Raw genomic sequence first — 26,337 nt, forward strand, 5'->3', positions numbered from 1 at the left:
AGAGGCTTGATGGTGTTCATTGTGTAGGGAAGGCTAGGGAGCCTTATTACTTACCCAATTAGAAGCGGAATTCGGCGCTTAGTGCGTAGCTGTTGTCTACGATTTTTGCTTCGTACATTGTGTATTCCAGTGCAACACGAACAGGACCTAGAGTAACACCCGTACCCACACCGTAGTAAATGTCGTCTGTATCACCTAGGTTACTTTGGAAGTGACCGATACCTAGACGACCGTATACGTCAAAAATCGTAATAGGTAGTGTTAGTTTTGTACTTGCTAACCATGCATCTGAATAAATGTGTTCGAAATCTTTGTGTGTATCAACAAAATCCGCGTATCCAGCTTCAACCGATAGTAGGTCATTAATCTGGTAGCCTAAGTAAAGGCTGTAGCCGCTATTCTCATCACTGAAATCTGTATTGTCGCTTTCAGCTTGGTACTCAGAATATAGGTAGCTAGCACCAATATATGGGTCAGCGCTTGCTTGAGTTACGAAGAAGATAGCAGCGATAGGAAGAATAAATTCGTTCAGTTTCATGGTTTAAAGCTCTTAATATAAAGGTTAACTAATGTTCCCTAATCCGTCAGCGGGTGATGTATCTACATCAATTCTTATGTCCTTATTGCAAGTGACTACAGGGAACGTTATGCCTTTCTCTCGTTTGCATGTCGCCCCTCACTTGCGGTGTGGAGCTATCATGCAGATTTTGTGATTCGCTGACATAACGTAAAGCTCACTAGTTCATAAAGTTTCATAACTTCAATATCAAGAAAATATAAAGTTAATCATTACAGTTATTTAGGCTCTATTTTTATTGAGAAAACTTTGGGATAACTCGTATTAATTTTTGCTTGTTCTGAGTTTTCACAATAACCGCCGTGAATTTTATGGAAATGCCTCTGAATGATGTCGGCTGAAACGAAAATTGTGAAAAATCACACACAACAGGTCGAAATTATCAGCAAAATCATTGGATTGCAGCTATGTTTAGACGATAAGAAGAGCCATAAAGAGTGAGTGAACGTGAATGCTTGAGAAAAACATCAGTTTTATCGTTGATGAGTGGCAGTTTATGCCTAACGAAGGGCAGATTCAGTTTGCTGATTCGTGTATTACGATTGATAACCGCCTCACTAAGTTGCTTGAGTTCTTATGTTTGAACCCGGGTTTGACTCATACGCGTGATGAGTTAATTGAAGAGGTGTGGAGTGGTAGTGTATTAACCGATCAAGTTGTCACCCAAGCGGTATTTGAACTACGAAAAGTTCTGAAAACACACAGTAAAAGGACAAGCAGTTATATTGTTACCGTTCCAAAGCGTGGTTACCGATTTGATGGCGAAGTGAGAGTTGAGAAAGTAGAGCTCCAAAAACCTGATCTCCAGAAAACAGCTCCCCAAAAACCCGCTCTCCAAAAAACTGAGCAGCTTGATGCTAATGAACGCCATGCAACGCCTGAAGCCAAAGAGTTTGTCAAAAGAGAAGATAGGGAAGAGGGCTATGTAAAGCCATCAGAAAATTCGCCAAGAAATAGAAAGCTGCATTACATACTGGCGTTTTTGGCGGTTGTCATTGTTTTACAATCATCATATATGAGGTTTTCTCAGAACAAACAAAGCCCTTCGCAAGCAAGCTCAACTCACTCATTAAGTCATTATGAATTTCGTTATGTTGTATTGAATGTAACGGAAGAGGTTAAGGCGCAACCAGAGCTCTATGGAATCGTAATTAAGCTGATTGAACATATTGGTTTTTATAGCAATATCAGAGTGGTTAAGTCTGATGAGCATAAGAAGTTGGCCGCGATTGAGTTTAATATCTCAACGGCAAAAAGCAGTGACGGCAAGAAAACACGGTTATTGGTGAAGTATGTTAACCGAGCGTCGGGAGGCGTGCATTTAAACCGCCGTTATTCCACCAACTTTGCTCGTTTCCATGAGACGTTTCCAGCGATGATCGACGATCTATTGCGTGCTATGTATATCGATGTGCCTGAAGAAGAGTTACAGCGCAATATTTCTGTGTTCCCACAGGATAAAGAATCGGTCAAGGCGTTGATGTCTGCGACCGGGGTTTCTTACAGCACCGTGGATTTTGATATGGCGCTTAAGTATTTTCGTGAGGCCAGAGCGCTGGCTCCAGATAACGCTTATGCTATTTCTGTGAGTTACATAAGTGAAGTGCTGGCGGTTTTCTCTAAAGATGAGGAAAATATTCAACCTAGAATTAAGGCGTTGAACGAGCAATATTCCTCATCTTTGTCTGCCATTCTTAAGCGAGGAAACAATCCTCGTGTTTGTGAAGCGAACGCAATATTAGCGCTGTCTCAAAGTGAGCCTGATAAGGCGTTAAAGATCTTGTTGTCGATTCCTTACAATCAACATACCCCTCTGACTTATTTGTTAATGGCTAAAGCAGAAGAGGCGCGTGGCCACATCATGGGTGCCAAAGAGTTGTATTTGCAAGCGACACAAAATACTTCTTCACCGATTGCATTGACGCTAGCCGGTCCGTTGTTCTTTGACAGTAATTTAGACAAACTGATTGAACAACTTCAGGGTGTCAAACTCGATGTTGACGGTAAATAGTGAAAGTTAAAAGCAGACAAAAGCGGTAGCACTAGAATTAGCAGCCGCACTGGAAATAGCAATCGCACTAGAAACAGCAACTGAAACCTAACTAATGCGTTTCGCTTCTCTATTACATGATAAGGCCTCGGTTACCGAGGCCTTTCTGTACGTGGAGAGTTCTTCTTTAAGACTTTAGTTACGCTTTTCTGCAACAGCAGAGAATTAGGATAAGTAATTAGGTTGCCGCTTGGGTGCTTGATTAGAGTATGAAACATCTTAATCTCAAGGATCTTTCCTTCGATATCATCCCCATCTGCAACAATTATTGAATCGCCAATTCGGTAAGGGAATACGAAGAAGATCAGAAAGCTCGCGGTGATATTACTCAGAATTGACCATTGGGCGATGAAGGCGACACCAAAAACCGTCACCAAGGACGAGATGAAAATGGTGAAGTTGCCATAGCCAATCCCACTGACGATGATATAGGTCGCAAACAGCAGTATGAACGAGAAAATGTTGAAGCAGCGAGTGATGAACATTGTGCGTGTCGTCGCGACAGACTTTACCTGTGCAAGGTTGATAACGGTCGTCGAAATAAAGCGCTTGAGAAGCCAATAGGCAAGAATAAATACAAGGGCAAGCAGCAAATCATATTGCTTTAGTGTATTAAAAATGTGGACTAGAAAGTTCGGCATAACGACCTCAGTTGTGATGAGCCGTTATTGTGCATAGTTGCTTGAATGTGCGCATCATCAAACGATTATCGTTTTATAATACGAGAAATGAATAGAAGCCATTTTTGATTTCAATAAACCTTGTCGATATGGATTTTAGTGGCAAGTTATTGATAAGTAGTACTTTATTTTTTTGTTTATATTTTTATAACTGATATGTAAGCCTTCTGTGATGTCTGATGTCATTCAATTTGTAGAATAAGCGCTCCTTTGTTCATCATCGAGTTAGTCATGACAATCATAGTTATAAAGTTAGTGTTTATTTATATCCATAAAAGGCGAAAAACCAAGCAGTCAAAGCCGTTAGAAATGAAGTTCTTTTAAGATGCTGACCTTACTCATTACTCAATTCATAATTTTCTGGACAGTAGTTGGTCGTATTCGCGCAACGTCTGTTTCTACACGCTTGAAATCGAGAGTCGGTACTGCTTCTAAAGGCTTTAAAGGAAATAGATAAGGATTGCTTTATAACAGACGAGCTTTATAACATGCGAGCTTTATAACGGACGAACTTAATAGAACGAGCTTAACTCACCAATCAAGCTCAGTTTTGACAATACGGCTCAGTGCGTAACTGAGCTTCGTATTCATGTTCTGAACGCTTAATTGGTGAGTGTCGGTAATAGAGTTATTGCTATTGCTATTGCTATTCAGCGAAGTTAGACGGGAATAACGCTCTAAGTGCCTCTTCATCACGTTCGGTTTTAAATTCAACGTCTTTGCCGATTTCGCGAGCACGCAGTGCGGCAGGGCGGGCGTTGATTGCATCGAACCAGCGCTTTAAGTTCGGGTAAGGTTCTAGGCCTTCTTCACCAAGCACGAACGGTGCTTTATCAATCCAACCCCATGCCGCGACATCGACGATGGTGTACTCATTTCCGACGAAAAACTCACGACCTTCCATATGTTTCTCTAACACTTCGTAGTGACGTTGTGCTTCGCGTAGATAACGATTTACCGCGTAATCTAAGCCTGCTGGTGCAGCATGACGGAAGTGTACTGATTGGCCAGAGTATGGACCAAGTCCGCTGGCGATAAACATCATCCAAGATAATAGTTCAGCTCTGTCTTCTGGCTGACCAGCTAGCTTGCCTGTTTTCTCAGATAGGTACAGCAGGATAGCGTTAGAGTCGAATACACGTTGTCCTTCGTCTTCAATCGCAGGCGTTTTGCCATTTGGATTGATTAAACGATATTCCGGTGTGTGTTGCTCGCCTTTTAAGGTATCGACAGGAACAAGTTCAAAATCTAGGCCTGTCTCTTCTAGAAACAGAGCTATCTTCATTGGGTTGGGTGTTTGGTGAAAATAGAACTTAAGCATGGGGTAACTCCTTGTATTGGTCACTCATTAAAGCATCACTTGAACGATCGTTCAATAATTGATTTTTGAATTTTCTGTGAATTGACTGATTTGATACCAAACCCTGTGCCTTTTGAACTTGGCTGTGTAAACGTGAATTATCGTCGACTGGTAGGGGAATCGCGTTTTAAGTTGCTGAAATAATGAACATAAAATGCACATTTAGGTTTGATGTTGAGCTTCGAAACTTAGGGGTTTAGATGGAATAGGCAGGTGGGATGCGAAGTTAAATATTCCAAAGTAATCAAGGGAGCTCCTTATAACTCGAAGCTATCTGGATATTTGAGCCTACTCTGGCGCATAAAATCGTGATCTGCAGCCACACCTTATGCAACAAATAAATATTAACCTTGGAGAGTAAGGTTTGGTTCACGGTTTTTTAATCTTGGCGGCTTACATTGGTGAGCAAATCTGATGTGAACACTTAACGACACAGGATCTTTCCATGAAAAAGAACATTATCGCCCTCGCTCTTGGTGGCATGCTCGCTTTTGGCGCAACACCTTATTCTTTTGCTGCTAACGATGGCGCTGTACAGGCTTCTGCGGACTACGCGCAGTTGGTGACTAAGCGACAAGTTGTAGACCAACTACTTCTTGATGCGTTGCAGGCGTTTAAGTCTCCAGCAAGAATTTCACACGCGGGCTTCACGGCTAAAATGCCAAGCAACATGGAAATTGTGACTAACAGATTGTTAGAGGCATACCAACTAGAACCTTACCGTACTGATTTGTTGATCTCGGCTGCTAATGCTCAGATCTACAACAAGAATGCGGAGCGTGCGATTGAGTTGTTTGAACAAGCATTGACGGTTGCGCCAGACGATGTCGACTTGCATGCGTATCTTGCGGTTTGGCAAAGATTTGAAGGCAATGAAAGTGAATCCTACAAGCATATGGAGAAACTGGAAAGCCTGAACAAGGGCAAAGCCGAAGACATCAAACGTATTTTTGCGACGGTTGACCGCGTGTTAGAAACACCACTGAAAGAGTCGGCAGACAAAGGTTTATTGGATGAGCACGGTGCCATCGTCACTTTGGGCTACGCGCTTAACCCTGATGGTTCTATGCATGAAATCTTGATTGAACGTCTTGAAACCACATTAGCAATGTCGAAAGCTAACCCAGACGCGATGATCGTGTTAACCGGCGGCGTGCCGAAGAACCATAAGACTGAAGGCAAGTTAATGGCGGATTGGCTTATCTCAAAAGGGGTAAGCAAAGATCGCATCATTGAAGAGAATTACGCGACCAGCACGGTAGGTAATGCCTTGTACAGTAGCTACGCGCTTGCTCGTCATGATATTAAACACGCGACCATTATCAGCTCGGCAAGCCATGTTCGTCGTGGTCAAACTCTGTTTGAAATCGCGAGCTGGCAAACGGGCCCTCAGGGCATTACCTTCGATACGGTTTCTTACCCAGACAAGCCGCTAGAAGATCTTAAGAAAGCGAGCAGTGGTGAGCTTCTAGGCATCTACCGTGACGCACTGAGAACGTATGGTATGTGGAGCTACCGCTCTTACCCATTGGAATCTCGTTAAGCCCAAGCATTATTTTCGTTTGGGAAAAGTACAGTTCGTGTTAAACCAAAGCTTCACTTGCTAGTACAATCGAGCACAGCTAGATGGTATGCTGTGCTCCTACTTAATTTAGTGTTTCAAAGGCAAAAAAATGAACCCGATTTTAGCAATGTTGAAAGAGAACAATATTAGCGACGAGCAGATCAGCGAGATTTTCAAGACGTTGACAGAGAACCCTCTTGCAGCAATGGCGACAATCAGCCAACTTGGTTTACCTCAAGACAAACTTCAAATGCTGATGGGCCAGGTAATGCAAAACCCTGCGCTAATCAAAGAAGCAGTTGAAGAGCTTGGCCTAGATTTTTCTAAGGTTGAAGCCGCTAAAGAGCAACTTCAAAAATAAGTGAATTTGAATGAGCTAATATCGAATTAGCTTAATCCACATTCAATAAAAAGGTCGTTTAAGTTCAGCAACAGGTTGTCTTAACGGCCTTTTTTGATCTTGGTGGCGATTTTTGACTTTGATTTGAGTGCTCTCAATCATCCTCTCCGACCCTATACATACCGACCATTCCAACACAATTGACAGCAACCTTGCCAAATACGTGCGACTACTGACAATTTACTTACTAGACTTAATTAACCTATGTGCGACCTGATATGTGCACCTTGATGAACAGAGTTTTTGGATGAAGAAATCCCTAAATAATAGGGCTAACCGATTTTGGCCATAAGCGCGGTTTATCTATGAGTCACATTAAGGAAAAGAATAAGAGGGCAACAAACTAAGCCCTTTATTGAGCAGTGATTTATAGGAAATGAGTTATGAAGTATTTAAAGGAAACCGCTTTAGCGAGCCTTGTGCTGGCTGGGCTTGTTGGTTGTGGCGGTGATTCAGGTTCATCAAGCAGCACGACACCCATTACCTTGAGCGTGAGTGATGCGCCCATTGATGATGTTAAAGACGTCACCGTGACATTCAGTAAGGTCGCTTTGCTTCCTCAAGAGGGAGGTTCGCCACTGATTTATGATGTGTATAAAACGGACGAAAACGGCGACTACGTTGATGAAAATGGCGATCCATTGCCAGATGGTGAGGATCCGATTCCATTAAGTGTGAATTTGTTGGATTACCAAGGTAGCGAGGCGCTTCCTTTGATTGAAAATGAGGTCATTCCGGTAGGCAGTTATAAGTTGTGTGTGTTCGCAAATGACGGCGATCATCCAACAGATCTATCTTACGTGATAGAAAACGATGATACGAATCGTGAGCTAACGGTGAAAGGTGAAGGCGCGTGCCCGCAAGGCGTGGGTAAAGAAGATAACGCTGGCGTACTTTACTTTAATGATTCATTTAACGTGAACCAACAAAGTAACGACTTTGTTGTCGAGTTCGATCTTCGACGTGGGCTAAAGAACAGTTCAAGTCTCCCTGATTACACCATTCAAAGAACGTCTGTGAGCCTTATCAATACGGTTGAGACAGGAAACATTGAAGGGACTGTTGCGAGTACAACTTTTGAAGCTTGTAACCCTACAAATGACAATACTTACGTTCAATCGGTTTATTTGTATGAAGGAAACGTCGACAAAGATGACATGACACCGATTGGTGGTAGTGAGGAAGTAAAACCCGTCACTTCAGCTTCGGTTGTGCTTGGTGAAGACCAAACTAATTTTGAATTCTCACTGGGCTTTATTGATCCAGGTACTTATTCATTAGGTTATACCTGTACTGCACAGCATGACAGTGATGAAGACAATGCAGCGCCACTAGCCGCTGGGTTCGCAATATACGAAGCTGAAAATGGTGTGCAAGTCACTGTTGGTCAAGACAGCCAAGTGTCATTCTAACCTTTATGTGAATGACGCTTTTTAATCAAAACGGCCTCTCATTTGGAGGCCGTTTTTGATCATGTCACTTAGCTAGCATGAATTTGATGCGCATTGAGTGTGACTCTAGGGAAGTGATGATGTAACTTTGTATCTCTTACTTGAACTTAGCGAAATGTACTCCGGCGTTGCTCATGAAATCTAGCTTAAGCATTCGATCTTACACCAAGCAATTTAATACCCATGCCCATGATGACCATCATCAATTGGTATTGCCAATCCAAGGCAGTATCAATATCGAAATGGTGGGGTATGTCGGCAAAGTGGCCGTGGGAGAATGTGTGGTGATTCCGGTAACCACAGCGCATGCGTTTAAGGCGGATGAAGCCGCGCGATTTATTGTCGCGGATATGGCGGAGTTGCCGCAGCACTTGTTGGAGCATGAGCTCTCGGTTTTCACGATCACACCACCTTTGATGAGCTTCTTATTGTTTGTTGAGAAGCAGTTGGAATATCAGGTCGATAGTGGCATTGAGTCATCAATCGTGGATGTGTTTTCACTGCTGTTAGAGCAACAACAAGTAAGCAAGAGCATCGACCCAAGAATCCGTGCGGTACAAAGGTTGATTGCGGATAACTACACCCAGCCGTTATCCATTTCACAACTTGCAAAAACGGCCTGTTTGAGCCCTACTCAATTCAAAAAACGCTTCAAAGAGTGCCTGGGGATCAGTGCGCTTAAATACATCACTCGATATCGCATGGAGAAAGCCCAAGCCTTGCTAACCCACACCGATTTACCGGTTCAGTTGATAGCCGAAAATGTGGGTTATAGTGATGTTTCTGCTTTCAGTCGTCGCTTCTCTCAGCACTTTGGAATGTCTCCAAGGGCGTTTCTAGGCTCAATGAAAGACAGTCTTTAGAAACAACAATAGCGTCCTTTCGGCAAACTAACTTTTATCAATCTTCACTATTATCTATTTCAGAACTGAAAATTGGGTAATAGAAATGAATCTTGCCATCAATCGCGTTAACGAATTCCAAACGGGCACTTTAGCCATCTTGTTTGCTTCTATTTTATGGGGCACGACAGGCACCGCTGCAAGCTTTGCTCCCGATCTAAGTCCATTAGCAATTGGTGCTTTCTCTATGGGCGTCGGTGGCCTAATGCAAGCGGGCTTGGCGTATCGAAAAATCCTCCTCGCCTTCGATAAACTTTTGCAGAACAAGAAGCTGTTGGCAGTGAGCGCTTTGGCTTTGGCGGTCTATCCTTTAGCTTTCTATTCTTCAATGAAATTATCAGGCGTGGCGATTGGTACCGTGGTTTCGATTGCAACCGCACCTTTCTTTTCGGCACTGTTAGAGTGTCTGATTAGCAAAAAGAATAATATCAACAAACGTTGGCTCACTAGCTTTGTGATTGGTGTGGTGGGTATTGGGTTGTTGGTGTTTTCAGAATCTTCATCGACGAATGAATCCGGTGATGATCTCAAGCTGTTAGGTATTGCTTTAGGTCTGGTCGCTGGGTTGTGTTACGCCATTTATTCTTGGGCGACAAAAGCACTGATCGATAAAGGGATTAAGTCACAAGCGGCGATGGGCAGTATTTTTGGCCTTGGTGCGATGCTGTTGCTACCAACGCTCTGGTTTACGGGGGAGAACCTGTTTTCCTCGCAGATTAACGTATTAGTCATCAGTTATCTGACGTTAATTCCACAATGCTTGGGCTATATCGCGTTCAGTTTTGGTTTACGCCACGTGACCGCGAGTAGCGCCAATCTGCTGACTCTGTTTGAACCAGTAGTTGCAGCGGTGCTTGCCGTCTGCGTTGTCGGTGAGCTGATTCCTTTTATAGGTTGGTTAGGTATGTTTCTGATTGTGCTGTGCTTGTTGATACAGTCGAAGCCATCTAAAGGAACGTTATAAGTATTTGTTTTGTTGAGCCTAATTGGAACTTATTCATGCGTAATTCTTATAATTGAATAAAATCAGTATCTCAGTTGTGAGAGTGCTGTTACTATCGCTATCAATAGTCGGGGGGCATATACCTTATTTGGTGTTTGCTGAGATCGTTAGTCGAGACCCGTTGAACCTGATTCAGTTAACACTGGCGTAGGGAACTATAAGCACTCGATCTACGTCTGCACTCATGAAGACTGTTCATGAATCTATTGCGACTTCTCCTTCGATCGGTGTTCGTTCTCCTACGTCTTGTAAGATAGTAGGAGCGACAATGACACACAGTTCTATTTCAAAAGATTTAACGCCAAAAACCTCAACTCCAAAATCCTCAACACAGCAGCACTCTGCTGAAGACACGATTCGCACGAATACTCCGATTGTTTTAACCATCGCGGGTTCTGACAGTGGTGGCGGTGCCGGTATTCAAGCGGATATTAAAGCCATGTCTGCTACAGGTAGTTTTGCTTGTTCGGTAATTACCGCGATCACTTCCCAGAACACTCAAGGCGTTTCCGCCATTTTTCCTATCCCACTCGATCATGTTGCCAGTCAGTTAGATGCGGTTTTTACTGATCTGAATATCGTGGCTGTGAAAGTCGGTATGTTGGCCGATTCGCAAATCATCAAAGTCGTCGCGGACAAAATCAAACAATACCAACCTAAACACTTAGTGATTGACCCTGTAATGGTCGCGACAAGTGGTGATCTGCTGTTAGAAAACTCTGCTATTACGACGCTAAAGCAAGAACTGATTCCGCTGGCAGACATCATTACTCCTAACTTGCCAGAAGGCGCGGCGTTAACAGGCAAGCCAGTACCTGAAAGCGAAGCTGAAATGCAGGGCATGATTGAAGATTTACGCGCACTAGGTGCTAAAGCCGTTCTCTTGAAAGGTGGCCACCTAGAGAAGGATGAGAACAGTAACGACCTACTGATTCTGCCAACGACGTCTGCCTTGATTAGCGCTAAGCGTTTTCCTACCAAAAACACCCACGGTACGGGTTGTACGCTTTCTTCTGCTATTGCTTCTTTCTTAGCGCAAGGCAATACGCTGTCAGAGGCTGTTGACCTAGGTAAACAATACATTTCTCGCGCGATTGCTCATGCTGATGAGTTGCAAGTTGGTCAATGTCATGGCCCGGTAAATCACTTCTTCGCTGGACACGGTAATGTCCGTTAATACGGTTGGTGTTCAACTCAGCAATGCTTCCTTACGTTATAACGACAGTGAGCACGCGACCTTATCTGGGTTGTCGCTTAGCTTAAACGCAGGTAAGTGGACAGTCTTGCTGGGTCGAAGTGGCTGCGGGAAAACCACGGTATTGCGTTATCTGGCGGGCTTGTTGGACGACAAGGTGGAGTGGCAGGGCACATTGGCAACGTCCGATGAATTGCCTTTAACCGATCGCATCGCTTACATGGCGCAGCAGGATTTGTTATTGCCGTGGCTATCGGTCATCGACAATGTTTGCCTGAGTCATCGTTTTCAAAATCCAGCTTCTGATAAAGCCCTGCAAACCAATCAAGCACTCGAGTTGTTAGCTGCGGTTGGTTTGGCTGATTACGCGTCTACTATGCCGGATCAATTGTCTGGTGGCATGCGCCAGCGTGTTGCTTTGGCTCGAACCTTAATGCAAGACAAACCTGTTGTGCTGATGGATGAGCCGTTCTCTGCGCTGGATGCGGTAACAAGACACAAGCTGCAAAGTTTAGCGTGTGAACTGCTAAAAGGTAAAACCGTTGTGTTGATCACCCATGATCCACAAGAAGCGGTGCGTTTGGCGGACAATTTGTATGTGTTGAAAGGCACCCCTGCGAACGCTCAGTCTTTATCTGTGCCCAACACGGCCACACCAAGAGTGTTAGATGGTGAATGTGCTGAGTTACAACAAGCGATCTTAGATCAGTTGGAGCGTGACTATGAATGATCTAACGCGAAGCGAAGCTGTGGCTCGTTCAACCGACATACAGGCTAGCACTGAACGTCCTCGCCAGATGAATCCCGTTATGCGTTTGCTTATCAGCAGTGCTGTGATTCTCGGTTTGTGGCAGCTAGTTGTGGTTGTCTTCGAGATGCCGAGTTTCATTCTGCCAGCGCCTGCAGAAGTCTTCATCAAGCTAATTGAACGCTACGATGTGTTACTCAAACACACTTGGGTGACTGCGCAGGAGATCTTACTTGGTCTATTGCTCGGTTTATCCATGGGGCTGTTTTTCGCCCTACAGATGTTGATGTTCGAACCGCTGAAACGTTGGTTGTTGCCTATCTTAATTGCTAGCCAAGCGATCCCTGTGTTTGCGATTGCGCCAGTATTGATGTTGTGGCTTGGCTATGGCATCGCCTCAAAAGTGGTGATGGCGGCGATCATTATATTCTTCCCTGTGACCACATGTTGCTACGACGGCCTGCGAAATACTCCGACAGGCTATCTCGATCTTGCCAAAACGATGGGCGCATCGAAATGGCAATTGCTGCGTTATATCCAACTGCCTGCTGCGCTGCCAACATTAGCGTCTGGCATTCGTGTGGCGGTGGTTATTGCCCCAATTGGCGCAGTCGTCGGGGAGTGGGTTGGTTCGAGTGAAGGGCTGGGTTACCTAATGCTACAGGCCAACGCGCGAATGATCATTGATGAGATGTTTGCGGCCTTGTTCATCTTGGCGGTGCTGTCTATCTCGCTCTACTTCATCACAGACAAGTTACTCAAAAAAGCTATCCCTTGGGAGAACCAGTAATGGCTTGCTCAATAACACTTTGTTTAATAAGGCTTCGCTCAACGCTATTTACCTCAACAAAACTTCGTTAAAAATTAGCTCTATAAACACAATAATAATATTCAAAAGGAAAGGTTAACCGTGAAAAATACAAAATTGATAGGTGCAGTGGCACTGCTTGCTTCGTTAGTTTCAGGTCATGCTCTAGCGGACTCTGAACAAAAGAAACTGACATTGATGTTGGATTGGTTTGTAAACCCGAACCACGGCCCGATTGTGATTGCTCAAGAGCGTGGTTACTTTGCTGACCAAGGCTTAGAGGTTGAAATCCAAGAACCAGCAGACCCAAGCACGCCAGCGAAACTTGTCGCAGCAGGTAAGGTTGATTTAGCGGTCACTTACCAACCAAGTTTAACCATGGATGTGGCAGCGGGTCTTCCTTTAGTTCGTGCATCAACCCTTATCGCGACGCCACTGAACACGCTAATGGTATTGGATAACGGCAAGAACGATTCGCTAGCGGATCTGAAGGGTAAGAAGATCGGTATTGCGATTGCAGGAAACGAAGAAGCGACCATCGGCACCATGCTAGCTCAAGAAAATGTTGCGTTTTCAGACGTACAAACCATCAATGTTGGTTGGGCACTGTCGTCTTCATTAGCATCGGGCAAGGTAGATGCAATCTGGGGTGGCTTACGTAATTTCGAAACTAACCAGCTAGCCCTTGAAGGCTTTAAAGCGAAGGCATTCTTCCCAGAAGAGCACGGTGTTCCTGCTTACGATGAGCTTATCTTTGTGGCGAACGCAAAGCAGCACGACGATGAAGCGATCAAAGCGTTTAACAAAGCATTGGAACAAGCAACAACTTACATTGTGAACCACCCACAAGAGTCATGGGGCGAGTTTGTTGCGTACTCACCAGATACGTTGAATAACGAGCTTAACCAACGCGCATGGAATGACACGCTGACTCGTTTTGCACTTCGCCCTTCTGCAGTTGACCTAAAGCGTTACGATGATTACGCGCAGTTCATGTTCGACAAAGGCATTATCAAATCACTACCAAAAGCCGCTGATTACGTACCGACTTTTGATTAAGGAATCTCATGAAATACCAAGACTTAATCCAAGCCTGTCAACAAGATTGGCAAGACTACACCGAACATGATTTTGTTAAAACGCTGGCAAACGGCACGCTAGCTCAGCCCTGTTTTCTGCATTATCTGAAACAAGATTTTCTGTTCTTGAAGCAGTATGCCCGCGCTTATGCATTGGCGATCTACAAGGCGAAAACACTGGCTGATATGCGTCGTGCACTGCCAAGTGTTCATGCCCTGCTCGATTCTGAAATCTCTCACCATGTGACTTACTGTGGTCAGTGGGGTTTAACCGAATCTGATTTGGAAAACGAGCCTGAAGATTTCGGCACTGTTGCTTACACGCGCTACGTTCTAGACGCGGGTATGACGGGTGATCTTGTCGATCTTTATGCGGCACTGGCTCCGTGTTCAATTGGTTACGCAGTGATCGGTAAAGCGCTTCTAGAAAGCAGCGATACTGTATTAAAAGGCAACCCATACGCAAGCTGGTTACAGCTTTACGGCGGAGAAGAGTTCCAGTCGGGCGTAGCAACGGGCGCAGAATACTTCAATCAACTGCTTGCTGAAATTGATATCAACAGCGAGCGCGGCCAGAACATCGTTCATATCTTTAAAACCGCAACGCGTATGGAAGTGGCTTTTTGGCAGCAAGGTCTGAATGCACTTAATGACTCAACCGCGGCTTAAAGCGACTTTTATGAATAAGGATTTATCCATGCTAACTGAACAAATCATCCAATCGTTGCGCGCATTACGAGCGCAAAAGCCACTGGTTGTGAACATCACCAACTACGTCGTGATGAACAACACGGCCAATGCGTTATTGGCGATTGGCGCTTCGCCTATCATGGCGCACTCACAGCAAGAGTTGGCAGAGATGATGTCTTTCTCTGGCGCGCTTGTGATTAACATCGGTACGCTCGACAGTGTGTGGACGCCAAGAATGCGCTTCGCCGTTGAACAAGCGAATGCAAACTGCAAGGTTGTGGTTCTTGATCCTGTGGGTTGTGGCGCAAGTACGCTGCGTACTGAGACCTCTCGTGAAATTGCACGTTTAGCGGATAAGTTAATCATTCGTGGTAACGCATCTGAGATCATTGCTCTCGCGGGTGAGCAAGCACAGAGCAAAGGCGTTGATGCGCTAGATAGCAGTGATGCTGCATTAGGCGCAGCGCAATGCTTAGTGGCTGAATACGGTGCGAATGTGGTTATTTCTGGTGAGACAGATTACGTTGTCACCAAAGACAGTGTTGTGATGTTAAACAACGGGCACCCAATGATGCCGTATGTGACTGGCATGGGTTGTACTCTTACTGCATTAACGGGTGCTTTCGCTGCAGTCGGGGATGACAGTGGCTTGGCTGCTGCGGCGGTATTGGGCGTGGTAGGCGAAATTGCTGCTGAGAATTCACGTGGCCCGGGTAGTTTGCAGATGAACTTACTCGATGAGCTGTATCAACTAGATGAAGAAACACTGATTCAACGTTTAAAGATTCAGTAGCCTCAATCTGGCTATAAGTATTTAGCTCACTAAAAAGCCCCCAACACGAATGTGCTGGGGGCTTTCTTATTATATAAACCGTGTTCGCCATATTTTCAATAAACGAGGCTCGAAATAACAGAGGCTTAAAGTCAGCTAGGTTCTAAATCGATTTACTTGGCTTTCTAGGTGGTGAGCAACCTCAGTTAAGTCGCTCGCTGCGCCAGAAATACTGCTGACTGATTCTTGGTTGCTCTGCGCGATGGTATTGGCACCTTGCGCGTTTTCACCCAACGACTTGGTCAAGCAATCCTGTTCGTCAACAGATACTGCGATCTGGCTGTTGGCTTGATTCAAATCTTGGATGTGTTGGTTAATCACATGCAGGTTCTGAGAGGCTTGTTGTGCCTGAGTGGAAGCATCTGAAACCGTGCTGTGGCTCTCTTTTATCGACTCTAACGCATCTTTAGCGCCACGTTGTAACGAGGTGATGAGCTCATCAATTTGGCTAGCTGAATCTTGAGTACGCTTAGCTAGAGTTCTCACTTCATCGGCTACCACGGCAAATCCGCGACCTTGCTCACCCGCACGTGCAGCTTCAATAGCCGCATTCAATGCCAACAGGTTAGTTTGCTCAGAAACGCCTTTAATTACTTCAAGAATGGCACCAATGTTCATCGACTCTTTATGTAGGTCCGTCACTTTCTGGCTACTGACCTGCATGCTTTCATCGGCACTGCCAATCTCATGCAGTGTTTTGTCTACTTCTTTGAGTCCCATCGCCACATTCTCGGTTGCTTGGTTTGCAACTTGAGACGCGTGGTTAGCGCTTGCAGCAATTTCTGATGTACTGGAAGCCAATTGATCAACGGCAGAAGAGATATTGATCATCTCATTGTTCAACTGTGTCGCGTTGGTCGAGCTGTTATTGGTCACTTGATTCAGCGACTCCGACATCTCACCAATACGCACACTAGAGCGGTTCACTTGGCCAACAATATCGCGCAGAGATTCAATGGTGATCTCCATATTAGTCAGCAGTTCGCCAATCTCATTTTTGCTCTCAATGTTCACTTCAACATTCAGGTTGCCCTGAGAAAGCTCATTGGTGATCTGTTTAACCTGTGCGATGCCTTTGGTAATAGAGCGAGTCACCAACACAGCGCTCGTCATGCCAATCACCAAAGCCACACCCGTTAGCAAGAAGATGATTTGAACTGAACGTTTTTCACTGGCTTGCAGTACCGGCGTGAGTGCTTGCTTTTGTTGCTCTAGAATACTTTGAGCATCCGCGACCGCAATTGCTAAGCTGTCACCAATAGAGGCAAGAGTCGCAGTTCTTTGCGTGTTCTCGATCATTTGTTGATGAACTTGCTCAAAGCCTTTTGCATACGCTTCGCGCTGATTCGAGAAGTCTTCAATCAGCTCACTTTGATAAGGCGATGATTTGAGAGATTCAATGTCGCCTTCAATACCTGGTAGCGCGTATTCAAAGATATCTTTACCCGCTTCATAGGTTTTAAGGTCATTGTTGTTTGAATAACTGAGTACGGTGATCTTGGCTGCGAGGAAATTCTCCATCAACATGCCCGCGTATAAGCTCGCGTTTGGATCATTGTTATTGTAAGACTCATACAACAAACTCTGAGCCGCTTTCAGTGCGTTGGTTTCTCGTTGGACCATCTCAACGTTGACCAGTTGGTCAATGAGAAGCTCACTCTGTTTCATTGAACCATAAGCCACATCAAACGCCGCCACACTGTCTTGCACTAATTGCAGGCTAGCTAGGCTATCGGTTTTGGTGGTGGATTGGATTAAGTTGTTGAGCAGTTCATCAATCGCAAGTTTGCTTGATTGATAATTCGTTTCGTACTGTTCATCCAATGACTCTAAGTAACGTTCAGAGGCTAAACGCATCTGAAGAAAGTGCACTTGAATGTTGCTTGATAATGTCGCTTTTTGGCTGAGTTCACTGTATTGGCTAAAGCCGTTCGACAAGGTTTGGATACCTTTGTAACTCACAAAGCCTGAAATGACGAAAAAGAGCAAGCAGATGGCATAACCCAGCTTGATCTTGAGCGCTATAGAAAGGTGGCGCATAACTATCCCTATATTTACCTGATTCCTTCACCTTGGAGTATTTCATAAAACAGCGTTCTGGGCATGCTTGAAGTGAATACTTTGTGTAATAAGTAACGCTTTAGTTAAAATATTCAGGTTTTTCGGCATACTTTCAACGAGTTGCGTATTCGATGGCGCGTGTGTAATTGAGCTAATTTAGTATTAACTTCCATGCACATGATGCGATTTGTCGGTAAAATAGTACAACGCCAATTTTAGACATCGACTCCAAAGGTACGATATGAACCCTTATAAGCTCTATTTAGTAACGGATGACCAACAAGATTTAGAAACGCTTAAGTTTGTGGTTGAACAAGCGGTCGCGGGTGGCGTCACTATGGTTCAAGTGAGAGAGAAACATGGGGATGTAAGAGCCTTCATTGAACGAGCACAAGCCGTAAAGTCGATTTTGGCAGGTTCTGGTGTACCGCTGATCATCAATGACCGGGTAGACGTTGCATTGGCTGTCGACGCCGATGGTTTGCACTTAGGGCAATCGGATATGCCTGCAGAGTTAGCACGTCAGTTGATTGGTCCGGATAAGATTCTTGGGCTATCGATTGAAACTGAGCAGCAGCTACAAGATGCCGATAGCTTGCCGATCGATTACATTGGCCTCAGTGCGCTTTTTGCCACACCGACCAAGACGAATCTAAAGAAACATTGGGGTTATGAAGGCATTCAAATGGCTTTGGAAACAACGAAGTTGCCGATTGTGGGTATCGGTGGAATTAACGAGTCGAACATTCCGCAGTTGGTCAAGACAGGTATTCATGGGTTGGCTTTGGTGTCTGCGATATGTCACGCTGAAGATCCAAAACAAGCGACGCGGGATCTGTTGTCTCTGATGGGAGAGTGAAGGGGTTATAGACTAGAAAACAAATGAGGTTAACCATTTGTTTTCTAGTTAAAGAACAGGCTAATAGAAAGGCTAAATTGGCCTATCGCTTGAGCTTTTAAGACAATTTATTTAATACACAGTTTGGTTTACTGAGCGCATAAAGCAACAGTACCGATGATCATAAGAACGATCGCGGCATACCAACCGTATTGTGCGGTCTTATCAGCAACAAACACCTTAATATAGTTGAGCTCTTCATGCGCCATTGCAATGAAGTCTGTGTAGTTTATCGATAACTCGCGGCTCGCTTCTTTCAAGTCTTGCTGAAGTTTGTTGAAAGCCTCATCGATGAAACCTTTTGTTTCTGAAACAGACGGAGTAGCAACTAAAGTTAAGCTATTCCAAACTGCCATACGCGATTCATATTCGCTTTCACTGACACAATTAAGTACGCGTAAATCATACTCTCGTTTGTTACGCTCTTTACCCATTTTCTCAGGGCAAATATTTCTTAAAACGTTCACGACAAATTTTCCAACAGGTTCATTTAGATATAAAAAAGCACTCAAAGAGCGCTCATAAACTGGGTGCGAATTAATATTCAAAAAGTGATCTATTTGAAACCGGCATAAGCAACTGCAAGGCTGAGCGCTTATCTAGGAGATTTGAAGTTGGGTCAGTGGTGTTAAAGAGCGATTTGGGTCTGTCTAAATTCGTTTGAAAAGACACACCCGGTTGGGATCGCAGTGTAGTTAGGTCACTTTTGGACATCAACTAAGGTGTTTTATCCAGACGACAAAGATATTTATCGGCACGACAAGCGGAAATGAGGTAGTGCTGGAGAAAACACCACCGTCATTGACTTAGGATTCAGTTGCTAAAATAGGCTGAACTCAAGAATTGGGGGAGATTAGTTAGCTTGCCATTGATTGTTCTCTAATGAGTGGCCTTTTAGTTTTTCAAGTAAACTTGTTAACACTGGGCCATTGATATGGCTGCGAGACACTAAGCAACCCACTGGAGTAATCCAACCACCATGCTCGTGTGCCACTGGCAGTGCTACGAGATCGCCTTTCTGAATGCCTTCCATCACCATCATTTCAGGCACATTTGCCCAGCCAACGTTCTGTTCAACGAGATCGATGATCGTTTTGTGGTTGTTGGCATACCAAAGCATCGAGCTAATACCGTAGGTGAACCACAGTTCGCGCTGCTTTGAACTGCGATGCACACATTGGCGGTAACGCTTTAGATCTGAGTCTTGTACTACCGACATTTGGCTGAGTTCGTGAGTGGCGGAGCTAACTGTAAGAAAGCGGGCTTGGCCCAGTAAGAAGAAGTCCATATCCACTTTAAGTTCACCATCCGCATAGATGATGCCAATCTGCGCTTTGCCGCGTCTTACGAGGTCTTCCACATCGAAGGTTGAGGCCGTAATAATATCGAAGTGCGTGATTGGGAACTGATCGGCCAGTGAGCTGATTATCTTAATGAAATTCTTATCTATGATGCTTTCATCAACCGCAATGATCAGTTCGTGCTCATCTTCTTGTGTGAGCGATTCTACTTTTTGGTCGAAGTACTTTTGTTGGTCGAGAATCGACTTAACGACAGGTAATAACGCTTTACCTGTGTTGGTCAAAACGGGGATGTTTTTCTCTCGGTTAAATAGCTCTTGGTCGATGGCAATTTCTAGGTTGGCGATCGACTGGCTGACTCCAGACTGAGCGCGTTTCAGTTTGCGAGCGGCGGCAGAGAAAGAGCCACTTTCACACACAGTGACGAAGACTTTTAATTGCTCAAAACTGTACATGTTATCTCTCGCTCAATACCAAAGGGGTAATAACTCCTAGGCTATCACTATTCGTGATGGCTGTTAACTTTCTCTTATTATTTCAGGTGACATAATCTCGACCAATCCAACACGTAATAGATTATTTAGAGGAATGTATGAGTACGTTAGAAAGAGTGTTTCACTCTGTGTTATTTGAAGTATTGGCCGTCACACTATCAATTATAGGCTTAGCGATATTTACCGATCATGATGTGAATGCCTTATCAGGAACCATGATAGTTGTTGCGACCATCGCGATGATTTGGAACTACTGTTTCAACCGCATTTTTGATCGCTACTTCACGGGTGAAAAATCAAAGCGTTCACTCAAGTTACGTGTTTTTCATGTTGTGCTATTTGAGGCAGGCTTGCTGGTGGCGACGATCCCAGTGATGGCTTACTTACTTGATGTGGGGATTTGGCAGGCATTTTTAATGGATATCGGCGTGACCATTTTTATTACCATTTACGCGTTTGTGTTTAATCTGATTTATGATCATATACGAGCATTCTGGGTACGCAGAGCGGGCTTAGCCGTTCAGTAATCTACCAAGTCAGTAAACACGAGTTTGGCTACTAACCGTTTGTTTATTCGTTATTTTGACGGAGACATCCGGTTAGTAGGTCTAGGTAACGCGGCGTTTGTTCTGCTATCTTAAAAAAGGTGATAATTTGAGTTCGTGAACGAATAGATAAGGGAAAGGATGCCAAATACCCCTCAGATAATGACAGTTGTCGATAAGAAAGAAGTCGAATTGTTCGCGGAACTGTTCAAACATATTGATGGTGAAATCTACACCTTACTTCGCAGTGCCCAAATCCCTAATGATATTCTCACCAGTAATGACCATTACGATTACCTCCCTGAGACAACGGTTAAAAACGTGGTCAAGATTATGGGGGAATCTGCGTCTAGAGAAGAGTTTTCGCTGTTTATGTGGAGTTTTTGCAAGCAAACCTATGTACCAAGGTTTGTGGCTAAGCTAAACCAGCAGGATTCATTGAAAAACGCGCTAGACCAATTTGGTGAGCAGTTGAAGCTCGTATCCAATGGTGCGAATGTCTATACCAAGCAATCCGGAGGCAAGTGGTGGTTGGTTCGCGAGAAGCCGTTTACTAACGCGCCTTGGTTTAAGTTCGCTGAGCTGTTCTCCGTTATTTTCATCAACGAGCTACTTTCAGTATTAACGCAAGGTCGTTGGAAGCCGTCTGAGGTTGGAATTCAGAATGGCGATCTCGAATGCTTTCAATCTCTACCACAAATGGGCAGTGCTCAGTTTTATACGCATAGACCGGTCACTGCCTTTGAAATTCCAGAAGAGATCATGCTTGCACCGATTGTTTTACCCAAAATTGCTCAAGTATCAGATCTCACTAAGCCTTTACCTAGCTCATTCCTGAGCGCTTTTAAGCTTGTTATTAAACCTTATCTCACGATGGGGAAACTCCCAATTAGCTTAGCTTCTGAGATTCTGAATATTCATGTCAGAACGATCCAGCGCCGGTTGGAAAGTGAAGGGGTGGTCTACAAAACCTTGATTGAAGAGATGGTTCTTGAGCAGGTTTTAGAATTGCTTAAGCAGTCCGATTTATCGGTCACGCAAGTAGGTGCGAAAATGGGCTATTCCGATTCTTCCCACTTTACCCGTGCCTTCAAACGACAGATGAACATGACGCCAAGACAGTACCGAAAAGAGCACAGCTAACGTCGGTAAGCAACAGTACCAAGCTACCAGTAAGAGCTTCGGCAATAATAGCTCCGCAGCGAAACTCTAGCCAATAAGTAAAAACTCCAGCTATTAAGCAGAAACCGGAGCCTGAACGCATAATTATTTATTGTCACCAAATGGCCATTTATCAACCTTGAACACTGGCAGTATCACTACTAAGTTATTGAATGTTGATGAGTTGTTTTTGCCTCGATTTTTTCCCGGAATTTTGATTAGATTTTTGTGATTATCGCGGCTGACAAAAACACCTTTGAAACCTCATGACACTCATTAGTAGTTACGGAATCGTTATGGGAAGTGGACTCCACTCATAAACGGAATCAAGGTGTATAAATGAAAAATGCAGGCTTAAAGCTCTCTGTTGTTGCTCTTTCGTGTTCATTTGCTCTTTCTGCAAATGCCGCATCAACGCTATTTACTAACGTCGATGTATTCAATGGTACTGAAAACAAATTGTACGAAGACCATCATGTATTAGTCGAAGATAATCTTATCAAACAAATCTCTGCGAGCCCGATAGAGGCTGGTGATGCTGTAGTGATTGACGGCGAAGGCAAAACGCTAATGCCGGGTTTAATCGAAGGCCATGGTCACTTGTTGCTGAATGGCGGTAATCTAAGTGACCACGAAAACAACCGTACGATTGAAGAACTGGCTGCTCGAGCAACAGTGAACGCGAACGCCGCGTTTCAATCAGGTTTCACCACGTGGCGTGATGCTGGTGGCTTGAATACTGGCTTACGTAAAACAATCGATTCTGGCATGTTGCCGGGGCCACGACTTTACACATCTGGCGCGTTTATAGGCCCGACTGGTTCACACGCCGATTTCAGTAACCTAACCACGGCTAACCAACACTTCTTTGGATCATCGACCAGTATGGCGCGAAATAGCGTGAGCTTTAATGCCGACGGTATTACCGAAATCAAAGCGGCTGCTCGCCAAAACTTCAAGCAAGGCAATACGCAAATTAAGATCATGTCATCAGGTGGTGTTGCATCATCATTTGACCCTTGGCAGCTGAATGCGATGTCTGCGGAAGAAATTGAAGCCGCCGTTGAAATTGCTGATGCGTATGGCTCTTACGTGATGTCTCACGCTTACAGCAAAAAAGCGATCATGCGTAACTTGGATGCGGGTGTTAAAACGATCGAGCACGGTTTCATGTTCGATGGCGATATTGCCGACAAGATGGAAGATAAAGACGCCTATATCACAACTAACATGACCGCGTTTTCACCTTACCTGACGCAGATCGAAGCGATCAACTCGAACCCTGCCTCTAAGCGTAAAGCGGAGTCGGCAACCAAAGCATTCAAAGACTACATCTCGAATGTAAACAAGTACCAACCGAAATGGGGTTTCCACACAGATTGTGTCGGTGACGTGGTTTCTTGTATCAAACAAACCGACCACACGATCTTCCTTGCAGGTAAAGAGTTAGGCAACTTCTTCACTTTGAAAGGGATGACATCGGTAAACGGTGAGATCGTTAAGTTATCTGGCGTGATGGACCCATACCCAGAGGGTAAGTTAGGCGTGATTGAAGCGGGCGCATACGCCGATATCATTATTGTTGAAGGCAACCCACTTGAAGACTTGTCAGTGATTGGGGCAAACGAAAAATGGTTTGATGCAGAGCCGCGCAGCCCTGAAATCGACACCATTAAAGTCATCATGAAAGACGGCAAAGTCTACAAAAACACGCTGTAGTTCAGTTCGACAACTCAGTTAGAAATTAAGCTTTAATGGGTGACCTATTTGGGTAGGTCACCTCTCTTCAAGGTATTCCTTATGAAAAAAGTGCTTTCTCTTATCCTGTCAGTGGTATCACTGACGACCGTTGCTTTTCCTACTTTTGCTGAAACTGCGATGAATCTTGAGTGGCAAGATCTGAACTCAGAGTCTCACGAAATGAAAGTAGAAATGCCGGATCTCACCGATCAGCAAATGCGTCTATTACAAGGTGTGATAGCAATGAGTGCATCAGAGGAAGAGCAAGCTCAACAACAGGTTTTATTTTTTAAACAAACGCTAAAAGAGCAGGGTGTAGACGCAGACGAAATGATCGCTCTGCGTGACGAATATATGCAAACCATGAAAGCAAACGCCGAAGCTATTACGACAGAGTTTGATGGCAAGAAAGTACGAGTTCCCGGTTTCATCGTTCCACTGGAGTTCTCTGAGGGAATGACAGCAACAGAGTTTCTGTTAGTGCCTGTGGCGGGTGCGTGTATCCATATGCCACCACCACCTGCAAACCAGATTGTGCGCGTGTCTTTCCCTGAAGGCTTTCAGGTACAGAACGTTCAGTATCCAGTGTGGGTAGAAGGTGACTTTAGCTCGAACAAAGTGACTGAAGAGGTCTTCCTCGTAGATGGTAAAAGTAACCTCACCATGGGTTATGAAATGAAAGCTTCGATGATCGAAGACTATTATGAAAAAGAAAATTAATGGTTGTCATCAAATGACAATTTTCAATGTGAGTAATGAATAAAATAAAACTAACTTAAAAAGCACTGGTGACATGATGAACTCAAGATTCTCTAAAATAAGTATGGCTATTGTGATGGCGGCGGGCCCAATGAGCGGCGTTGTTTACGGCGCTAACTTTGAAGGCCCAGATTCTGTTGAAAATACAATTGCAGAGCAGAAAGCACACAAGAAATCTTGGAGGGAGTCATTAGCTGAAGATGGTTTTACATTTGGTGCAGATTACTTTGCTTTGGGGCTGACCTCTGGGGATGGGGTTGGCGGCGATAGCGTTGATGCATCGTCGGGTGTGGCACGATTATACGGTTCATGGCATCTATTAGGTAAGGACACACAGAACTCAGGTAGCCTGGTTTGGAAGGTGGAACATAGGCATGCCTATGGTGATACTGCGCCAAAAGACTATTCATTCGGCCCGCTTGGCTATGTTGGTGCAATTGGCCCTGCATACAGTGACCAAGGGTTTCGTGTTACGGACTTAAACTGGAAGCAAAAAATCAATGATGGCAAAGGCACCATTGTCGTCGGTTGGCAGGATGTAACGAACTATGCGGATGTTTACGCTCTAGCAAGCCCGTGGTCTGGCTTTACTAACTTGGCATTCTCGACAGGCTCAGGTGCGATGGGCTTACCTGATGACGGTGTATTGGCCCTTTCTGTTGGTCATATGCTAGGCGAAAACTTTTATGTGGTCGGTGGTATCGCTGATGCAAATGGTCAGTCAGATGATATTTTTGATGGCTTTGATAGCGCTTTTGGTAGTGATGCGTCTTACTTTACAACACTTGAATTAGGTTGGACGGCTTCACAAGAACTGATTTATACCGATAACTTCCATGTGACGTTCTGGGACTTTGGTGACGATACTCGCCACAGTAATAGCCTTGCTGCGGAAGGTGGCTCGGGCGTTAACTTCTCATGGAGTCAGTTCATGACTGATCAAGTTATGCCGTTTGTGCGAGGTGGTTTCTCAGAAGGGGATGTTGCCCTTTACGATAAATCGATTTCTGTTGGTATGGGTTACTTTGGATTAGGAAAACCAACCAACAATTTAGGCGTGGCACTTAATTGGGCAGAAGTGAATGGTGATTCTTTTGCATCTGATGCGAAAGCAATAAGTGGTAATACAGAGCAATGGACGGCTGAAATTTACTACAACATGCAACTCAACGATTTCATCCAAGTGACACCTGATATTCAATACATTAAAGATCCTGCGTTCTCCAATGAAAGTAGCGCTTGGGTGTTTGGTGTTAGAGCGAGAGTCTTTATCTAACTTCTCTGTTTGTTAATCGCTGAAACGTAAAGAATAGATGTAAAAGTGAACCTGTTTGGCTCACTTTTTTGTCTTAGGTCTGTATCAAAAGCGGCTATGCTTTTTCGGCTTTGGGCGTGTCATCGAGTGCGAAGTAGATCTTTGAAACAATAATCTCTGCGACCAAAATCGTGAATACCACAGCGAAGAACGCTACGACACCATTCCATGGGCCTGTAAAGTCTACCTTGTCGCCAAACAAGATATTGATGGCTTCCAACATTACAAACTTAGAACCTACTAAGATGACGTAACTGGATAAACCACGATAAATCTTAGGCGCAGTGCCGGGTTTAGACTTGAAGTAATCTGCGAGCCTATGTTCTAAGCCAATAGACAGTTTGAGCAGGAGTTGTAGCAGAATCGCAGCTGCAAATGAGATAGTGAAAGACTCGATATTGACGAAGTCCCAGTATTCATCAAAAAAATTAAGAACCGTTAAATCAACGAGTACGGCGAGCGTGTAACCGACAAAGAGTCGTTGGGGCGTATTAAATCCATATACTTTTTCTATATTGCTCATCTACTTCTTCCTGAGTAAAGGGTTATAAAAAACTTAGGAGTTAACCCTATAATTTTCAACCGCTTATTGTTTTATATGCGAAACAGGTCTTAAAGTCAGTTTGGCGCATTATGGTAAGTAAGGGTTTTAAGAATGATCCAAGATAAGACTCCAATTTAGGCAGAGGCGCATATGATTATTCATTTTAGAATCCAAGACGTA

Annotated in this window: 25 protein-coding genes and 1 riboswitch; of the genes, 18 read left to right on the plus strand and 7 right to left on the minus strand. The window is 44.4% G+C overall.

Translation table 11 applies throughout. The features are described 5' to 3' along the window. Positions 1 to 58 precede the first annotated feature (58 nt). Positions 59 to 538 (minus strand): porin, encoded by a 480-nt coding sequence (locus AACU28_RS03410; protein ID WP_121602344.1) that lies wholly within the window; start codon positions 536 to 538, stop codon positions 59 to 61. A 490-nt stretch (positions 539 to 1,028) separates the two neighbouring features. Between AACU28_RS03410 and AACU28_RS03415 the strand changes: the two genes are divergently transcribed. After that, complete coding sequence (locus AACU28_RS03415) at positions 1,029 to 2,588, plus strand: winged helix-turn-helix domain-containing protein (protein WP_121602345.1); 1,560 nt, start codon at positions 1,029 to 1,031, stop codon at positions 2,586 to 2,588. 131 nt (positions 2,589 to 2,719) lie between these two features. Here the strand turns inward: AACU28_RS03415 and AACU28_RS03420 are convergent, their stop codons facing one another. Beyond that, positions 2,720 to 3,268 (minus strand): mechanosensitive ion channel family protein, encoded by a 549-nt coding sequence (locus AACU28_RS03420; protein ID WP_121602346.1) that lies wholly within the window; start codon positions 3,266 to 3,268, stop codon positions 2,720 to 2,722. Between the two features lie 685 nt (positions 3,269 to 3,953). After that, a complete protein-coding gene (locus tag AACU28_RS03425) occupies positions 3,954 to 4,628 on the minus strand; it encodes a glutathione S-transferase family protein (RefSeq protein WP_121602347.1) in 675 nt (224 codons plus the stop codon). A gap of 484 nt (positions 4,629 to 5,112) precedes the next feature. Here AACU28_RS03425 and AACU28_RS03430 point away from each other — a divergent pair, with 484 nt between their 5' ends. The 11 genes from AACU28_RS03430 (at position 5,113) to thiM (ending at position 15,300) form a co-directional block, all read left to right on the plus strand. After that, on the plus strand, positions 5,113 to 6,210 hold the full coding sequence (locus AACU28_RS03430) for a YdcF family protein (protein WP_121602348.1): 1,098 nt from the start codon (positions 5,113 to 5,115) through the stop codon (positions 6,208 to 6,210). 130 nt (positions 6,211 to 6,340) lie between these two features. Then, complete coding sequence (locus AACU28_RS03435) at positions 6,341 to 6,592, plus strand: DUF2999 family protein (RefSeq protein ID WP_009844829.1); 252 nt, start codon at positions 6,341 to 6,343, stop codon at positions 6,590 to 6,592. Positions 6,593 to 7,014: 422 nt separating this feature from the next. Then, a complete protein-coding gene (locus AACU28_RS03440) occupies positions 7,015 to 8,043 on the plus strand; it encodes a DUF4382 domain-containing protein (protein ID WP_121602349.1) in 1,029 nt (342 codons plus the stop codon). Between the two features lie 173 nt (positions 8,044 to 8,216). Further along, positions 8,217 to 8,945, plus strand: a complete 729-nt coding sequence (locus AACU28_RS03445; protein ID WP_029224337.1) for a helix-turn-helix domain-containing protein — start codon at positions 8,217 to 8,219, stop codon at positions 8,943 to 8,945. An 85-nt stretch (positions 8,946 to 9,030) separates the two neighbouring features. Then, a complete protein-coding gene (locus AACU28_RS03450; RefSeq protein ID WP_121602350.1) occupies positions 9,031 to 9,948 on the plus strand; it encodes a DMT family transporter in 918 nt (305 codons plus the stop codon). Between the two features lie 98 nt (positions 9,949 to 10,046). Next, a riboswitch (TPP riboswitch) is annotated at positions 10,047 to 10,158 on the plus strand. 97 nt (positions 10,159 to 10,255) lie between these two features. Then, positions 10,256 to 11,164: a bifunctional hydroxymethylpyrimidine kinase/phosphomethylpyrimidine kinase gene (gene thiD, locus AACU28_RS03455; RefSeq protein WP_121602351.1), complete on the plus strand. Its 909-nt coding sequence runs from the start codon at positions 10,256 to 10,258 to the stop codon at positions 11,162 to 11,164. After that, complete coding sequence (locus AACU28_RS03460; protein ID WP_121602352.1) at positions 11,154 to 11,912, plus strand: ABC transporter ATP-binding protein; 759 nt, start codon at positions 11,154 to 11,156, stop codon at positions 11,910 to 11,912. The genes thiD and AACU28_RS03460 overlap by 11 nt, the downstream gene beginning before the upstream one ends. Next, entirely contained in the window at positions 11,905 to 12,720 is an 816-nt protein-coding gene (locus tag AACU28_RS03465; protein ID WP_076677165.1) for an ABC transporter permease, read from the plus strand. The genes AACU28_RS03460 and AACU28_RS03465 overlap by 8 nt, the downstream gene beginning before the upstream one ends. A gap of 120 nt (positions 12,721 to 12,840) precedes the next feature. Then, complete coding sequence (locus tag AACU28_RS03470; protein ID WP_121602353.1) at positions 12,841 to 13,797, plus strand: ABC transporter substrate-binding protein; 957 nt, start codon at positions 12,841 to 12,843, stop codon at positions 13,795 to 13,797. 8 nt (positions 13,798 to 13,805) lie between these two features. Continuing rightward, positions 13,806 to 14,486, plus strand: a complete 681-nt coding sequence (gene tenA / locus AACU28_RS03475; protein ID WP_102488766.1) for a thiaminase II — start codon at positions 13,806 to 13,808, stop codon at positions 14,484 to 14,486. A gap of 28 nt (positions 14,487 to 14,514) precedes the next feature. Further along, a complete protein-coding gene (thiM, locus tag AACU28_RS03480) occupies positions 14,515 to 15,300 on the plus strand; it encodes a hydroxyethylthiazole kinase (RefSeq protein ID WP_121602354.1) in 786 nt (261 codons plus the stop codon). Positions 15,301 to 15,435: 135 nt separating this feature from the next. Here the strand turns inward: thiM and AACU28_RS03485 are convergent, their stop codons facing one another. Beyond that, a complete protein-coding gene (locus tag AACU28_RS03485) occupies positions 15,436 to 17,379 on the minus strand; it encodes a methyl-accepting chemotaxis protein (protein ID WP_121602355.1) in 1,944 nt (647 codons plus the stop codon). 262 nt (positions 17,380 to 17,641) lie between these two features. Between AACU28_RS03485 and thiE the strand changes: the two genes are divergently transcribed. Then, a complete protein-coding gene (thiE, locus tag AACU28_RS03490; protein WP_121602356.1) occupies positions 17,642 to 18,259 on the plus strand; it encodes a thiamine phosphate synthase in 618 nt (205 codons plus the stop codon). Positions 18,260 to 18,387: 128 nt separating this feature from the next. Here the strand turns inward: thiE and AACU28_RS03495 are convergent, their stop codons facing one another. Then, positions 18,388 to 18,732 carry a hypothetical protein gene (locus tag AACU28_RS03495; protein WP_009844840.1) on the minus strand — a complete coding sequence of 115 codons (345 nt, stop codon included), beginning with the start codon at positions 18,730 to 18,732 and terminating at the stop codon, positions 18,388 to 18,390. A gap of 419 nt (positions 18,733 to 19,151) precedes the next feature. Next, positions 19,152 to 20,054, minus strand: a complete 903-nt coding sequence (locus AACU28_RS03500) for a LysR family transcriptional regulator (protein WP_121602357.1) — start codon at positions 20,052 to 20,054, stop codon at positions 19,152 to 19,154. Positions 20,055 to 20,191: 137 nt separating this feature from the next. Here AACU28_RS03500 and AACU28_RS03505 point away from each other — a divergent pair, with 137 nt between their 5' ends. The 5 genes from AACU28_RS03505 (at position 20,192) to AACU28_RS03525 (ending at position 25,574) form a co-directional block, all read left to right on the plus strand. Then, positions 20,192 to 20,620 carry a PACE efflux transporter gene (locus AACU28_RS03505; RefSeq protein ID WP_102458761.1) on the plus strand — a complete coding sequence of 143 codons (429 nt, stop codon included), beginning with the start codon at positions 20,192 to 20,194 and terminating at the stop codon, positions 20,618 to 20,620. Between the two features lie 180 nt (positions 20,621 to 20,800). Then, positions 20,801 to 21,781, plus strand: coding sequence for a helix-turn-helix domain-containing protein (locus tag AACU28_RS03510; protein ID WP_121602358.1), 981 nt, complete (start codon positions 20,801 to 20,803; stop codon positions 21,779 to 21,781). 357 nt (positions 21,782 to 22,138) lie between these two features. Further along, positions 22,139 to 23,518 (plus strand): metal-dependent hydrolase family protein, encoded by a 1,380-nt coding sequence (locus AACU28_RS03515; RefSeq protein ID WP_050619673.1) that lies wholly within the window; start codon positions 22,139 to 22,141, stop codon positions 23,516 to 23,518. A gap of 81 nt (positions 23,519 to 23,599) precedes the next feature. Continuing rightward, a complete protein-coding gene (locus AACU28_RS03520) occupies positions 23,600 to 24,259 on the plus strand; it encodes a DUF3299 domain-containing protein (protein WP_121602359.1) in 660 nt (219 codons plus the stop codon). Between the two features lie 115 nt (positions 24,260 to 24,374). Further along, positions 24,375 to 25,574, plus strand: a complete 1,200-nt coding sequence (locus tag AACU28_RS03525; protein WP_121602776.1) for a carbohydrate porin — start codon at positions 24,375 to 24,377, stop codon at positions 25,572 to 25,574. 94 nt (positions 25,575 to 25,668) lie between these two features. Here AACU28_RS03525 and AACU28_RS03530 read toward each other — a convergent pair whose 3' ends face one another. After that, positions 25,669 to 26,136: a hypothetical protein gene (locus AACU28_RS03530; RefSeq protein ID WP_017086381.1), complete on the minus strand. Its 468-nt coding sequence runs from the start codon at positions 26,134 to 26,136 to the stop codon at positions 25,669 to 25,671. Positions 26,137 to 26,337 lie beyond the last annotated feature (201 nt).

Origin of the sequence: Vibrio sp. SBT000027 (assembly GCF_963894355.1) — a bacterium.
Classification (GTDB): Bacteria; Pseudomonadota; Gammaproteobacteria; order Enterobacterales; family Vibrionaceae; genus Vibrio; species Vibrio splendidus.